The organism is Pseudoalteromonas marina (genome assembly GCF_000238335.3).
GTDB classification, from domain to species: domain Bacteria; phylum Pseudomonadota; class Gammaproteobacteria; order Enterobacterales; family Alteromonadaceae; genus Pseudoalteromonas; species Pseudoalteromonas marina.
Genome location: NZ_AHCB03000005.1, coordinates 1,203,731 through 1,218,315, shown reverse-complemented (window position 1 = coordinate 1,218,315; position 14,585 = coordinate 1,203,731). Strand labels below are relative to the sequence as shown.

At 38.6% G+C, this 14,585-nt stretch carries 12 protein-coding genes; 1 reads left to right on the top strand and 11 read right to left on the bottom strand.

What is annotated here, in order from left to right:
- Positions 1–6: 6 nt before the first annotated feature.
- Positions 7–1,023: a glycosyltransferase family 4 protein gene (locus PMAN_RS05685; protein ID WP_010556351.1), complete on the top strand. Its 1,017-nt coding sequence runs from the start codon at positions 7–9 to the stop codon at positions 1,021–1,023.
- 2 nt (positions 1,024–1,025) lie between these two features.
- On the opposite strand, the gene PMAN_RS05680 is transcribed toward PMAN_RS05685, so the two are convergent.
- The 11 genes from PMAN_RS05680 to PMAN_RS05630 all read right to left on the bottom strand — a co-directional run bounded on the left by PMAN_RS05680 (position 1,026) and on the right by PMAN_RS05630 (position 14,584).
- On the bottom strand, positions 1,026–2,429 hold the full coding sequence (locus PMAN_RS05680) for a sigma-54-dependent transcriptional regulator (RefSeq protein WP_010556350.1): 1,404 nt from the start codon (positions 2,427–2,429) through the stop codon (positions 1,026–1,028).
- 89 nt (positions 2,430–2,518) lie between these two features.
- A complete protein-coding gene (locus PMAN_RS05675; RefSeq protein WP_010556349.1) occupies positions 2,519–3,979 on the bottom strand; it encodes a SpoIIE family protein phosphatase in 1,461 nt (486 codons plus the stop codon).
- Positions 3,980–3,986: 7 nt separating this feature from the next.
- On the bottom strand, positions 3,987–4,691 hold the full coding sequence (locus PMAN_RS05670; protein WP_010556348.1) for a P-loop NTPase family protein: 705 nt from the start codon (positions 4,689–4,691) through the stop codon (positions 3,987–3,989).
- Positions 4,688–6,769 (bottom strand): SLBB domain-containing protein, encoded by a 2,082-nt coding sequence (locus PMAN_RS05665; RefSeq protein ID WP_010556347.1) that lies wholly within the window; start codon positions 6,767–6,769, stop codon positions 4,688–4,690. Before PMAN_RS05665 ends, PMAN_RS05670 begins: the two co-directional genes overlap by 4 nt.
- 3 nt (positions 6,770–6,772) lie before the next feature.
- Positions 6,773–7,627, bottom strand: a complete 855-nt coding sequence (locus tag PMAN_RS05660; RefSeq protein ID WP_010556346.1) for an OmpA family protein — start codon at positions 7,625–7,627, stop codon at positions 6,773–6,775.
- A gap of 18 nt (positions 7,628–7,645) precedes the next feature.
- On the bottom strand, positions 7,646–7,954 hold the full coding sequence (locus PMAN_RS05655; RefSeq protein ID WP_006792900.1) for an STAS domain-containing protein: 309 nt from the start codon (positions 7,952–7,954) through the stop codon (positions 7,646–7,648).
- Between the two features lie 168 nt (positions 7,955–8,122).
- The gene (locus PMAN_RS05650; protein WP_010556345.1) at positions 8,123–9,928 is read right to left on the bottom strand and encodes a sugar transferase; all 1,806 of its coding nucleotides are present in this window, start codon (positions 9,926–9,928) and stop codon (positions 8,123–8,125) included.
- Between the two features lie 10 nt (positions 9,929–9,938).
- A complete protein-coding gene (locus tag PMAN_RS05645) occupies positions 9,939–11,015 on the bottom strand; it encodes a glycosyltransferase (protein WP_010556344.1) in 1,077 nt (358 codons plus the stop codon).
- 1 nt (position 11,016) lies between these two features.
- Entirely contained in the window at positions 11,017–12,510 is a 1,494-nt protein-coding gene (locus tag PMAN_RS05640) for a GumC family protein (RefSeq protein ID WP_010556343.1), read from the bottom strand.
- A gap of 231 nt (positions 12,511–12,741) precedes the next feature.
- Entirely contained in the window at positions 12,742–13,875 is a 1,134-nt protein-coding gene (locus PMAN_RS05635) for a glycosyltransferase (RefSeq protein WP_010556342.1), read from the bottom strand.
- Between the two features lies 1 nt (position 13,876).
- Positions 13,877–14,584 carry an acyltransferase gene (locus PMAN_RS05630; RefSeq protein WP_010556341.1) on the bottom strand — a complete coding sequence of 236 codons (708 nt, stop codon included), beginning with the start codon at positions 14,582–14,584 and terminating at the stop codon, positions 13,877–13,879.
- Position 14,585: the final 1 nt, after the last annotated feature.

Below are 14,585 nucleotides of genomic sequence, written 5' to 3'. Positions count from 1 at the left end.
TCAGTTATGGATTACAACGTTGTTTTATTTGTCGACTCTTCGATGCTCGGTGGTATAGAAACACACCTCGTTGAACTTTCAAAGCTTCTTACTCAAAACCGCATTAGCAATAACATTATGTTTTATGAGGATCATAAAAATCAAGCATTTTATGCTCTGCTTAATAAAGAAAATATAAGGTATGAATTTTTAAAAGGAAACTTAAGCAGCTTACTTAAAAAGTTAAAAACGTTTGACTCAAAAACGGTTGTTCACACCCACGGCTACAAAGCAGGAATATTTGGCCGTTTAGCATGTAAAGTAACAAAGCATCGCTGTATTAGTACCTATCATGCTGGCGAAGCGGGTACCGGTAAGTTAAAAATTTACAATAAGCTAGATAAATTACTTTCTCCATTATCGACCAATTTTGCCGTATCAGAGCAAATAAAAGCATCATTAAGAAACGCCACTTTGCTCGAAAACTTCATCGCAATAAACTCTTCTAACAGTCACTTTAATCGGTGTGATAATAAAACCTTAAATATTGGTTTTGTGGGGCGACTATCTTTTGAAAAAGGACCGGATATATTTTGTAGATTAGCTGAAAACATGCAGCAAGATTTAGACATTAAGTTTCATATTTTTGGAGATGGACCATTAAAAGGTGAGGTACCGAACTTACGCAATCTTCAGTATCATGGCCTTGTTGAACGTAATGATATATGGAGCAAAATTGATGTGTTGCTCATTTGCTCTAGGGAAGAAGGACTTCCCATGGCATTGCTTGAGGCTATTTCTGAGCAAAAGTTTATAATTAGCAGTGCTGTTGGTGCCATTCCTAGCATTATCAAACACGATGAAACAGGTTTTTTAATGTTAGAAGCTAATGCACAGCACTGCCAATATCAGGTCGAAAAGCTGCTTTTACTTCCTGAAGAACAGACTAAAAGAATTATCAATAACGCGTATAACATCCTTGAGGAGCGATTTTCGGGAAAACAACAATTTTTGCTCTTGCAAAAAGCTTACACAGGTACATAAAGTTACTCGAGCTCTTCCCAGCTTTTAATTTTTCTGTAAAGTGTAGAAGGGCTGACATCGAGCAGTGATGCAGCCTTAGGCACATTCGACACGCATATTTTTATAACGTGCTCAATGTATTCTTTTTCTGCAAGCCATAGGGGTTTAACTTCGCTTTGTGATGTTGCCATATCAAAGGCGGGTGTTTCAGTACTTACTGGCTGCTCAGTAATAATTGGCGTGTGTTGCGCCTGCGTTTTTGTACTGACCGGTAATGCGGGGATCATATCGGTATCAATATATTGTTCAGGATGAAGTACCAATACATTACGGATCACATTTTCGAGCTGCCTTACATTGCCTGGCCAACTGTACTGCATAAGCAACTGTTTTACGCCTTCTGAAATACTTTTATAAGGATGATTTTCTTCTAACGCTAATTTTACAAATAAGGCTTCGGCAATTTCAATAATATCTGTTCCGCGCGCTCTTAGAGGTGGCAGCTCGATAGGAATAACATGGAGTCGGTAATATAAATCTTCTCTAAAACGGCCGTTTTCAACTTCAATAAGCGGGTCTTTATTAGTTGCACAAACAAATCTAACATCAACTTTTACTTCTTTTTCACTACCCACTTGCTGGTAGCTCCCTGTTTGAATAAATCGCAGAAGTTTACTTTGCAAATTAATGTCCATCTCACACAATTCATCTAAAAACAGCGTCCCGCCGTTAGCCTGCCCTGCAGCACCTACTCTATTAGCAATGGCGCCAGTAAACGCCCCTTTTAAATGCCCAAAAATTTCACTTTCAATTAAATCCTTTGGTATTGCTGCACAATTTAAGGCTACAAAAGGCTTATTCGCTCTATTAGACGCTTGATGAACAGCTCGTGCGCACAACTCTTTACCCGTGCCACTTTCACCTGTTATAAAAACAGTGGCCTTACTGGCAGACGCCGAACTTATAATTTGATAAACAGACTGCATTTGCTTTGAGCTGCCAATCAAATCAAAGTACTTTCCGTTTTCGTATTTGTTTTTGTATTGAGTAACGGTTTGCTTTAAGTTTTTAATTTTAAGCGCGTTGTTAACCGTTATTCTAAAGCGGTCTGCTTCTATTGGCTTTTCTAAAAAGTCGCTCGCGCCTAGTTTTATTGCCTGAATAGCCATTTCTTTTGTTGCATGACCAGTTAATACAACCACTTGAGGCGAGTTATCGGGTTCTAATGTCGCTAAAATATCAAGTCCATTCATATCTGGCAGCATAACATCAAGTACAATTAAATCGGGGGGAACCTTATTAATTATATCCATGGCCGTTTGGCCATCACTTGCCACAAGTGTATTAACACCCGTTGGTAATAAGTAGGATTGGTACATCATTGCTAAAGACTGCGTATCTTCAACGATTAGAACTGTAGGTGGCATAAAGTCGTCTCAGTTGGCAAGTTGCCATAAATTCAAACAGATAGAATATATGCCTTTAATATAGCTATAAAGTGTCAAGTAATGCAAACTCAGTTAATTATAATTAATGATGCGTCGTCAATTTCTTTAGAAAGGGTAACTTGTGAGTTTTTCCACAAGCAATGTGCAAACTCTTCAGACGTTTTGCAATCTTGAGGAATAATTTTAGTTAGTTCACCTATCTCATCTTTATCGGTGAAACGATTTTCAGTCCAGCCATCGGTGTACAACAAAATATGTTCAACATCGTCAAGCCCTGCTTCGTATAGTGTGTAGTTATGCTCTTTTGACAGGCCCAACAGTGGTCCTGTGCCTGTTAATTGGTGTACTTTGCCATTATTGAGTATTACAACTGGCGGCGGGTGCCCGGCATTTAACCAAAATAGTTTATTGTTCTCAATAAAACAAATAACAAGCGTGACTAAACTAGACTTACAAAGTTGCTGCTTATACAAAGCGTTATTAAGCGCCGCTAACATATTTTGATAAGGCAAACCGGTGGCCAAAAAACCACTTATAAACCCTTTAATCGCAAAACTTTCTTTAAGCGCTTGCAAGCCATGCCCCATCATATCGCCAAGCACAAATGCACTGCACTCATCATTAATGGGCATAAAAAAGTCACCACCGTTTCCCAAGCTAATAGACCCAAAAAGATGCGCGCTTTTATCATTTTGTAAATGAATTTTAGACGGTGTAGATTCAAAAGTTGTTTGATACGATAAGTAAGCAAAACGGTGTGTTACTCGTTCAATGCTCTGCAGCAGTTTATTTTTTTTAACTGGCTTAATTAAATAGTCATCTACACCTAACCGATTAATTTTACTTATTACTTCTTCGCTATCGTCACCTGTTAGCATAACAACCGATAACTGTGACTTTAAATTCGACTGATTGAGCTTTTCTAAAAGTGGCTCACACGTTCCGTTTTTTAGCTTGTGGTCCAGCAGCAATATTCGTGCATCGGCAGTTAAAATTGCTTGCCAGCCGGCTTCAATACTTTCGCAAGGAACAACTTGAAAGTGATCTTTTAAATAGGCGCTCATAAGTGCGAGCTGGGTAACATCATCGTCAACGTATATAACTGTGGGTCGTTTATCTATGTGCTCTAGTGGGAAAGTAAAATAGTTTTTACCTTTATCTGATACGTACTCGGCCTCTTTGAAGTAGTGGCGAATCAGTTCAACTCCCATACCACCTTCAACCAAATTACCTGAGCCTAGTTTCCACTGAGAGTTATTTTTTTCAAATAAATTGTAAGGCGTAAGCTCATCAATAAATGTGAGTGTATAACCATCGTTATGCGCTTGGCTTATGCGCAAAAAAATATGCTGTTCTGATCCCTCGTTGTGCCTTATCAAATTAGTTAAATATTCAGTTGCAACTAAACCCGCAGCATCTACTTCATCTTTTTTTACGTTAAGTGCTCTTAAAACATGCTTAAGAACCAATCTGATCTCGCTAAGCGTTGGCCAAAGCAATTCAAAACGTCTTTCAAATAAAATATCCATATTGCCCTCAATGGTGTTCGAACAACCACCTTTGTTTATTAATTTTCGACTTAAGGTTGTTACATAATTTAGGCCATTTGTTTTTATGCTTATTTAAAACACTAATAATACGCTCCCCCAGTGGAGCAAAGTTATGTTGGCTTATTAGTAATTTAATATTGCTATGACCGGCTTGCTTTAGCTCTTTTATACCTTTACATAATGACTCCTCGTCATTTACACCAAGTGCCACGGCTACAAAGGTTAATTCACTACACAAACTTAGTGAATGAAGCGGTACATTGTTTCTGTTTAGTTTTAATGCCGGCGACATATCTATTAAAATATAGTCATACTCTTGTTTTAAGCGAGCTATCGCGTCATTTAACACATGCTTGTTTTTAGCAGGCTCAATAGCTGCTAAATGCTTAATAGTGAGCAAATTTACTTCTTGGTAATTGGTAACACCTAACTGGCACGAAATATCATCAAAGCGCCACGGGCTGCACGTGTCGGGTAACTTATCATCTGGGTTAAATGTATTAATTGGGTTTAAATCAATGATAAGCACCGACTTATTTTGGCTTTGTAAGCGTTTTGCAACGCTCACACATGCGGTAGATGCCCCCTCAGCCCCACATAAAGATATAAATGTAACGCATCGCGCATCGTTATCAATCATGGTATTACATATCACTTCTAACTCATGATATTGACTTGGTATTAATTTCATAAGCCCACCACTAACGCAAGTATGGTAATTACATCGAGGAAATTTTCTTTAAACTGGCTTAGTAAATCTTGCCCTTTGTCAGGAACATATAATGTATCCCCTGCTCTAAGTACTGGAATATTTGCTGAGTTTGGCGATTTAATAAAGGCTTCTAAATCAAACACTCTTGATTGCTCTTTACAACAAGAATGATTAACCACAACTATTTTATCAATGAGTGCAGAGTTTGAAGGGCCGCCGGCCTCAGCTAATACATCTAAAATGCTCATTGTGTCGTCAAAGTTATATCTACCAGGCTTTTGCACCGCCCCCATAATGCGTACTACGCGTTCTTTAGGTGTGCGTAGCCAGTCTTTATTTTTTTCTGGAACAAAAATAGTGTCTCCTGGTAATACATTAGGAAATAATGTTTCGTCACCGGTTTCAAAGTACATCGCTAAATCTAACTTACTCACTTTAGCTCTATTACCGTTTCTGTGAGTTACTCTAATATTACGAATATCTGCAGTCCCTGTTGGGCCATCAGCAGCCGCTAAAATATCGATAAAATGCATGTTTTCGTTGAACGAATAACGCCCAGGTGAACCAACCTGCCCCATAATATAAATAGACTTGCTTGACTCTTGACGTATCCACTGCGATTTATTATCAGCAGGGTCAACGGGGAGTTCCTCTACAATGACAGTGTCTCCGGCCACTAGGTTTGGCAATGGTGTTTCACCGTCTGTTATGGTGTATTTTTCAAGGTCGAAACGCTGGGTTACATCACCGTTTCTAAGTATTTTTATATCGTTGATATTAGCGCCTTTGGTAGGTCCGCCCGCGTGTGCTAATAAATCGGTAAAGTCCATTTCATCACTCCACTCATACCTGCCCGGAGAAGTAATAGCACCAATTATTTTAATGGCGCGTTTGGTCGGAATTTTAAGCCAGCTTTTTTCATTGACGTCTGTTTTTTCTGGAACAAAAATAACATCGCCTGGGTTTAAGTCGGGCACTTTTGTGGTTACCATGCCTTCACTGTAGCCTTGTAAATCAAATAAAATGCTTTCCCCTTCTGGCGTTAGTATTTTTATATGGCGGGTTTCAGCAAATCGAGTTGGGCCACCAGCATTCGCTAAAATATCCAAAAAGTTGGTACTGTCTGCTGCTTCATAAGCACCTGGTTTTTGAACCTCACCCATAATATAAACGGTACGAGAAGTCGTGTTTACATCATCAACCATAATAGGCACATATACTGTCGAACCCGGCTGCAATAACTGCATAGTGCTACCTGATGGTTTATCTAAATACGCTTTTAAATCAAAAATAACCGGCGATTTATCTACAATCACCCTAATTTTAGTAACATCGGCATAACGCGTAACCCCTTCAGCGCGCATAAGTGCATCTAAAATAGTCATTTCTTCTTTGTATGAAAAACTTCCCGGGTTATGTACTTCGCCTAAAATAGTCACTGCATTACCGTCGTTGGCATCTCCAGTTGCACTGAGTGTTTGGGCATCAAAGTCTATTTGCACATTACCCAGTAACGGTGAAACGGGCACAAATACGGTATCTTGGCTTTTAAGCGCAGGTAATAAGCTAATATTGCCCGAATCTAGGTACGCTTTGTAATCAAACTCAATAATTTCTTCGCCACGTCTTATTTGCAATCTATCTAGCTGAGCCCCGGGTCTTAAACCGTCTGCTTTCGAAATCACCATTTGGATATTACCTTCTGCAGGAATGCTCACTTGCGATGGCGTATTAACGTAGCCCATAACATTAATAAAAATATCTCTGCTACGTATCTCTACATAAAAGTCATCCATTGCTACAAATAAGCCACCTAACACTGGAGTAAGCTCTAGCTCAACTTGTGAAATAGTTTTGTTAGCTACAACAAATTGCCCAACCTCGGGCAAATTAATTTGCCCTTTGTTGTCAACTTCAAAGGTTTTATCAAAATCGACTTCTCCAGGAATATACAAAAATAATTTATTGCCTACCTGCACCGTATCGTCATCAGCGTTAGTCGCTGCGAAAGCATGAAAAGAAAAAAGTAATAATGCGATTGTTAGTAAATATCTCATAACCTACTCCTGCTTACTTTTAATAATTTTGGTCCAACTCACTAACGATTTAGCTTTATTGTCCTGTAAATTATTGGTGTTGGCGTCAAGTACTATGGCCTCTACACGGCGGTCTGAATGACGCACTGAGTCGGTTTGTGGCTCATCGCTGTAAGGTTTTAAGCTGCCCTGAGTAAGCGTTGTAATACTTTGCACTGGCACACCATAAACCACTAACCAATGCTTAACCGTTTCAGCGCGTTTTAACGCAAGTTCATAGTTGATGGCCATTTCTCCCATCGAGTCGGTATGACCGACTAGCAATATAGAAATGCTTTCAAGCTCTTTAACTAAATCAGCTGCTTGAGCAAGCCTGACTGCGTATTTAGGTGTGATCTCAAACGCCTTGAACGCAAATTGATTATCACTATTGAGTAAATCGGTAATTTGCTTTTTAACGCTAAATAAAGCAGGTTTATTCTCTTTAACCACCGCACATTGAGTTAACTTTTGTACAGTATCAAAATGCTGCGTTAACTGGTTAAGCCCATGATAATGAATAAGTAAGTCGTGCTCTGCATCTTCCCACATTTGAGCTGCAATAAGTCTGCGTATACGGTTTTCGTATATTTGTGCTTTTAACAATTGTGCTGGCATACAGGCTTTAATGTCTTGAGACTTTAACAGCTCAAGCTTTAGCACTAAGTGTTCAAATTCACTGCGAACCACCTCTTCGGGCTGTGTGTAATTTAAATCTTTTTGCTCATCATCTAACGGGTAGTTTTGGTACTTTTCTGCCCAACCTCCTTGTCCTTCATCAGGCCAAGAAGCACACCCACTTAAAAATAAAGTAATGATAATAAAAATGTGTGCTTTCATATCCCTCTCCTTAAACTGTTAGATTGAATCAATAAATGGAATTGTTTTATCTACTCTTAACAAGTTCATTAACTTGAAAGGCTGACCCGTCACATTAAGTAAAGAAAGTTGGTGGTTTTTCTTTTCAATTCGTTTGTATAAAAACACAATTGCGCCAATACCAGACGAATCTATAAACTCTGTTTTTGAAAAGTCTAAAATAATAAAATTAGTGTCTGTTCCCACTAACCCTTCAAATTCATCTTTAAATCCGTCTACGGTAAAGCCTGAAAAATCAGCAGGAAGCGAAATTACGGTTTGTTCTTGTGAATTGGCTAAATTAGTCATGGTAGTTACCTATTAGTGAGTAAAGTTCTCTATTACTAATACAAGAAACGAACCAACTTTAAATCACTGATAATTAATAGGTTTTAATGGAGGGTATATAGTTGAAAGGGAAGTTAGAGCATAATGCAATTAAGACTGAAACATCCTATTGCATTATGCAATGCTTGATTACTGGCCTTTACCAGTAAAAATAACAACAAGGGTTTTAAATAGTATGGTCAATTCCATGTAACACCAGCTACGAGGTGATGACGTACTTAGCATATAGGCATAATCCCAGCCTATTTTGTTTCTTGCATCATCAATGCTTTCATCGTAACCATTCATTACTTGTGCAAGCCCTGAAATACCCGGTTTTATGCCATAAGTGCGTTGTGAAAAATAAGGAATATCTTTTTCTAGTTTTGAATAAAATATGGGGCGTTCTGGGCGCGGCCCAATCAATGACATATCCCCTACTAACACATTCCACAGCTGCGGTAATTCATCTAGCCGTGTTTTACGAATAAACCTACCCACTGGCGTTATTCTAGGATCGTCCTTAGATGCCCATACTGCACCGCTTTTTACTTCAGCATCTACAACCATAGAACGAAATTTAAGCACATTAAACAATGCAACAAAGCTGTCACTGCTCTCACCCACTCTTAGCTGATTAAATAACACAGGCCCGCGTGAAGTTAGCTTTATTGTTAGTGCAACCAATAACATAACAGGCGACAACACAATTAAACCTAAAGCGGAGCCAAATATATCAATACCGCGTTTAACACACTTAATGGCACCGTTTTGTTCGCTATTGCCTGTATGCACACGCTGCCAGTGGCTTTTGTAATCGCCTTTTTCATATTTAATAATGCCCCATAACGCTAAAAAATAGGCATTAAGAATATAGTTAACCTTATCTACAACAGGTATTTTAGTCGTGATACTAAAAACCCTTTTAGTCAGTTCAATACCATGAAGTAACGCAATAGCCCCACAACCTAACTTTGCCAGCATAACATTTGAAAACAGCGCCATTGAAAAAAGCAAAACATAAATTAAAGCCAGCAACAACGGCATAATACCCCGTAGTACTTTGTGCGAAATAAAGTTAAAACTCACCCAGCCCAACCTAGGGTTAAAAAGCGTTAACAGCACTTTTATTTGCTGCCAATTACCTGCGCCTAACCTTACGCGTCTTGCATAGTCGTGACTTTGTTCATCACACTCTCTTTCAACAATATTAATGTTTTTATCTACAATTGCTTTACCGCCATTTTTTAATGCGTTCATTGATAAAATAAAGTCGTCGTTAATGGCACTTTCATCCAGTAAATCTGTGTACTGTGAACGAATGGCAAACATCGCACCTGGCACACCAATCACCGCCCCTAAAGATGACTCCATACTTTTAACGTTGTTTTGATATTGCCAGTAATGCTTTTGCTCTTGTGTGGCTTGTTCATCTAAAACATACACCCCGGTAATAACATTAATTTTTTTATCTTTAAAATCAGCATCAATATTATTCAGTACATCAATACTTAATAACGCGCTTACATCAGTAAACAATAAAACATCGTAATTCGTTTTGGTTAGCTTAATTAATTCGTTAATACCATGTGCCTTTCCACGATTATGCTTATTAAAGTGCAAATGGCACTCAACGTGTTGTGTTGCTAAATGAGCCTGGGCAAGCATCGCTTCTTCGTATGTTTTGTCTGTACAACCATCAAGGTATACATGAATCGCATACATATCTGTGTTGTAAAGCATGGCGCCCAAATTATGTAACTTTTCTTTAATGTGATCTTGCTCATTGTAGGCACAAATCAAAATACCAAAATGGGTGGTTGCTTTGGTATTTTTTGCACTAATTAATCGCTTACGCTTACCATGACTAAATAACTTTAAAAGTGCTACATAGCCCACGTGGTGGTATATAACTAACGCAATTAACACCGCTAATATTATTAATAAATAAGTCATTATATTTTCCTCACGATGTAATACCGTTGTAAAAGTGGTCGTACTCTGCACTCATTTTTGTAGCACTTGCGATTGAAAATACGTGCTGACGAATGCACTCTCCATGTTTTATATAAATGGCTTCAATCAGCGCTTTTTTGAGCCCAACCTCATCACCAGGCTTTACGAGCACGCCTTGCTCGCTGGTTAGTACCTCTTTAATTCCGCCTACATCGGTAGCAACAATGCTTTTTCCGCACGCCATTGATTCCAAAATAGATAGCGGTAACCCTTCACGCTGCGAATACAGACACATCACATTAATTGCTGAATAAAATAGCGGCATATTTTGTACATTACCTAAAAAATGAACGCGATCTTTAATGCCAAGCTTTGTGGCATACTCCACCAATTCAGCATGTAAACTACCGCTACCAGCAAATACAAGTTCTGTATAAATGGGCAATGAATTAAGAATTCTTAATAATGCAAAATGCCCTTTCCCTGGCTCTAACCGCGCTGAACAGCCAATTAAGTTAATATCTTGCGGTAAATGCAGTTCCTTACGGGCGTTTGGTTCATCCCCGCAAACAAATTGTTTAAAATCGATACCATTGAGTATTGTTTTATCGGTTTGAATAGCTGTTTCATTATAAAAATCGTTAGCGACTACCTGCGCATCAGCAACCCAACTAATTTTTGTCAATTTGTTAAGCACTTTAGTAATTAAACGCTGCTTAAAACTTTTTAAATACCAAGCGTCATGAATAGTCGATACATGCTTAACTCGTCTATTGCGTATACATGCCATACTTGCATAAAACATTGGCCCTATGTGATGGCTGTGTATTACATCAATATTGAACTTTTTAATAACCTCGGTAAGTTTGCTTACCGTATTCATATCAAACTTTGCAGGCTTATTTAGACAAATTAACCGCCCTTCAAACGATGCTAATTGTGGCCAACCTTCAACAGCCTCGCCCAACGTTCCTTCAAGTGATACAACCACACTTGAGTCTGCAAATTGGCTTTTTTGCATTAGCGTGACGGCCATTTTTTCAAGGCCACCTATTTTAAAGTGCTGAACTAGATGTAAAACGTTCATATTATTTCCCCTGTTCAATAGAGTTAATCGCTGAGCTAAACACCAAATCTACAGGTGTATTTTTAACAATAGGTAAAATGGTAACTACCTCTAAAGAAGATAGTTTTTCTATGGTTTGAATATCTTTTAAGTGGCTGTCAAATAAGGTCGCTACAAACACAATTGTGCTACTTGTAAACACACCTAAAATAATACCCACAATAATGGATGCGACTATCGACGTATTAATTGGCTGCGTTGGACTGTAGGCGCGTTCAATGGTTTTTACTTTATCTGGCCCTTCGTACTTAACCAATTTGCCTGTCACTTTTGCCATTTCATAACGGCTTAACATATCTTTATAAAGCGATTGTTTAACATCGTAATCTCGCTCTAGTTTTCTTAACTGCTTTTCTACATCACTGGTTACTAATAGCCTTTCACCAACGAGTTTTACTTGTTGCTCTAGCATGTCGTACTCTTGTTGGTGTTGAGCTACTTCATTTTTGGCCTCTTCTAATTTTAGAATTTGCGAAACCAGAACACTGCTTTCATTGTCTTTACCACTAGGCAGTGTGTTTGCCATTTGCCATAGCTGTTCAATATTGGTGGGGTCTAAGTCTTCTGCGCTCTCTAATAGTGATTGCTGGCGATTACGTATACTTTGTAGCTCTCGTTTTTTTGAAGTAACCTTACTGTGTTTTTCGGTATAACGTGTTTTTAAAAAGCTTAACTCTGACTCCGCAACAATAATTTTTTCTTCAATACGCCCTAAAATTGGGTTTGCTTGGCCCATTTTAGTAGCCAGTGCTTTTAATTTTGCTTGCGCACCCGACAGTACAATTGTTTTTTGTTGTTGATCGCTCAATAATTTATCAAACGTTTGACGGTTACTGTGCAGCACAGCCGGCAAGGTATTGCTGTTTGTTGATTTAAAGGCAGCAAGTGCCTCTTCAGATAATTCAAGCTCATCACGAATGCTGTTCAGCTGCTGATAAAAAAACTGCTCAGAGCTATCAAGCGATGCTCGGGTGGGCGCAAGTAAACGTTCTATAAACTTCTCGACTACTTTTTCAAGCACCAGTTTCATTTTACTTTGCTCATGCCATATAAAATTAACCCGTACCAGCTCATCCCCTACCAACGACAAAGACAATGCCTGAGATAACTCTTGGTGAATTTTTTCTATTTGCGCAGGCGTCGCATTTTCTGGCACTAATTGCGTTTCTTTTGCTACTGCAATAAGTACCTTCCTGCTTATAACGAGTGTACGAAGTGCTGCCATCCGATTAGATAAATCAAATGAAAAAGATAAATCATCAAGATACGGGTTAAGTAATGCTGACTCCTCTATTAAAATAGTGGCATGATTGATATATTTTTTTTGTGCAGTCACTGTGAGCAATATAATGACAAAAGGCACCACTAAAAGTGGGATCACAAATAACTTTGCACGTGTGTATACAGCGTACAAGGTTAAGTAAAGTAATCGTTTTATTTGCTCTCTAACTAACATAATCCCTACCTATCTATTTGCATATTGCTATGCGAAATGTGGCGTTTGTTTGCAAATTAATAATTTAAACTGCAAATATCGCGCTATACATAAGGTGTTGCACAGGGTGCGCCAACTGTTGTGAATTTAATAAAAATAAGCAGTTTATTAGCGGGGATCAGGCTTTTGAGACTCAGCTCTCAAAGGCCTAATTAAATGACATGTTAGAGGGTTTTGGTTTAAAAAATCACGCTACACAGCGTGATTTAAAATAAATAAGTCTTGTTGCACTTTTAGCGCTTTTGACTCCCAACTGTGGTTCTTTGCTAATTGTTGTTGCGATAATTTTAGGGTGCTGCGCTCAATGGTGTTTAAACTAACGGCTTCATCAATTTTATTAATAAATTGATCATGCGTTTTGCCAATAAAAATTTCTGTTTTATATTGTTTTACTGCGGGAAAATCGGTAGCAACAATAGGCTTTCCTGCCGCTAAATATTCTTTAAGCTTTAATGGGTCACACGCTCTAATTTGCTCGTTATTAACAAACGGTAAAACAGACACGTTCCAATGTGTGGAAAAACTCGCTAACCGAGCATGCTCAATTGCAGGAATGTGCGTTACATTTTTAAATTGCAACAACTGCGCAGTAGGCCCCACAATATCGCCAACAAGCACTAACTGATAACTGGGTCGCTGCGCGACTAAAGCAGTGAGTAATGCAATATCTAACCACGCATTGATGCTGCCATAGAAACCAATAATGGGGCCATCTAAGTGGCTTATCTCTGGTGCAATTTCACTTTTAGAGGTGAACAAATCGTAACTAACACCATGGCTTAACATTTTTGTTTTGTGCTTAGGCATTTTGTTCATTAAAAACGCACTGATGACATAAATTAAATCAGCGTTTCGTATCAAGCTATTTTCACAAGGGGCAACAAGTGACGCATCAACGCCGGCCAATGCACTAAAATCGTCACCGCAGTAATAAATTAACCTATCGCGTTTTTGTTTTGTAATTAAATATTCGGCTGTGGGCACGCTTAACCAGTAAATAATAGGCTCATCATCAATATTTTTAAAGTATTGAGAATACACCCACTTATTGAAACGTTTTACTAATGCGTTGTCATGCCAAGGCAATACGGGGAGCTTGTAAACGTGCAGTGCTTCTGGCGTTTCAATGGTTGCGCTATTTAATTCGCTAAATAATTGTTTTAACTTATTAAATACACGTTTTAAATCGTTTAATTTAAGGCTTGGCTTTCGCATACCAATTGAATTGACCCAATGTACTTCATGATTTTTAGCCAGTTCAGCAAATAGGTGCTGAGTGCTACTGGGGTGGCTTGCCCAATCCTCTGCAAAAACAACAAATCTCATATTATGATTCCTTTATGTATTTAACTACTTTCGCTGGATTGCCCGCAGCAATACTAAAGGCGGGTATGTTTTTAGTCACAACACTACCTGCGCCAATAATCGCCCCTTCACCTATGGTAACGCCCCCAAGCACTGTTACTCCGGTGCCAAGCCATGCCCCGCGCTTTATAATAATATCGCCAATTTGGTTTTCATCATCACTTTGCCCCTGGGCTCTTCGTTCACAATCAACTGGGTGCCCTGGAAAACCCGCTAAAAATACACGCCCTGCTAACCTAACGTCGTCTTCAAGGGTTATGGTACGTCCTACCGAAAACGCATTTTGCCAACCAATATCCACATTGTTACCAATGGTTAGTGTGGGTGTTGTTTGCCCTCCTACCCGCCCGCAAAAGGTAGAAATACCCGACATTCTCACGTTGTTTTTACACACAACATTAAGCTCACCCAGCACTTGCGGCATACCTGAATATAAATAAAGCTGCTTTTTACTGCCTTTAATTTGGCTTTTGAAAAGGGGCGTAAAATAAGTGATACGTAAAAATTCATGTATAAATTGTTTTAAAAATTGATGAACAAAATAAAGCGATGAATGAAAAAACGGGATAACAATCATTTGTGGATTGCGAATCGTTTTTGCAAATTGAAAAAGTGATTTTGCAAAAGGATGAGGGCTACATTTAAGCCAATGTTTAATGTGTATGATCATA

Bases quoted from the DNA above. Each gene is read 5' to 3' on its own strand.
- PMAN_RS05685 (WP_010556351.1), top strand. From the start codon at position 7: ATGGATTACAACGTTGTTTTATTTGTCGACTCTTCGATGCTCGGTGGT.
- PMAN_RS05680 (WP_010556350.1), bottom strand. From the start codon at position 2,429: ATGCCACCTACAGTTCTAATCGTTGAAGATACGCAGTCTTTAGCAATG.
- PMAN_RS05675 (WP_010556349.1), bottom strand. From the start codon at position 3,979: ATGGATATTTTATTTGAAAGACGTTTTGAATTGCTTTGGCCAACGCTT.
- PMAN_RS05670 (WP_010556348.1), bottom strand. From the start codon at position 4,691: ATGAAATTAATACCAAGTCAATATCATGAGTTAGAAGTGATATGTAAT.
- PMAN_RS05665 (WP_010556347.1), bottom strand. From the start codon at position 6,769: ATGAGATATTTACTAACAATCGCATTATTACTTTTTTCTTTTCATGCT.
- PMAN_RS05660 (WP_010556346.1), bottom strand. From the start codon at position 7,627: ATGAAAGCACACATTTTTATTATCATTACTTTATTTTTAAGTGGGTGT.
- PMAN_RS05655 (WP_006792900.1), bottom strand. From the start codon at position 7,954: ATGACTAATTTAGCCAATTCACAAGAACAAACCGTAATTTCGCTTCCT.
- PMAN_RS05650 (WP_010556345.1), bottom strand. From the start codon at position 9,928: ATGACTTATTTATTAATAATATTAGCGGTGTTAATTGCGTTAGTTATA.
- PMAN_RS05645 (WP_010556344.1), bottom strand. From the start codon at position 11,015: ATGAACGTTTTACATCTAGTTCAGCACTTTAAAATAGGTGGCCTTGAA.
- PMAN_RS05640 (WP_010556343.1), bottom strand. From the start codon at position 12,510: ATGTTAGTTAGAGAGCAAATAAAACGATTACTTTACTTAACCTTGTAC.
- PMAN_RS05635 (WP_010556342.1), bottom strand. From the start codon at position 13,875: ATGAGATTTGTTGTTTTTGCAGAGGATTGGGCAAGCCACCCCAGTAGC.
- PMAN_RS05630 (WP_010556341.1), bottom strand. From the start codon at position 14,584: ATGATCATACACATTAAACATTGGCTTAAATGTAGCCCTCATCCTTTT.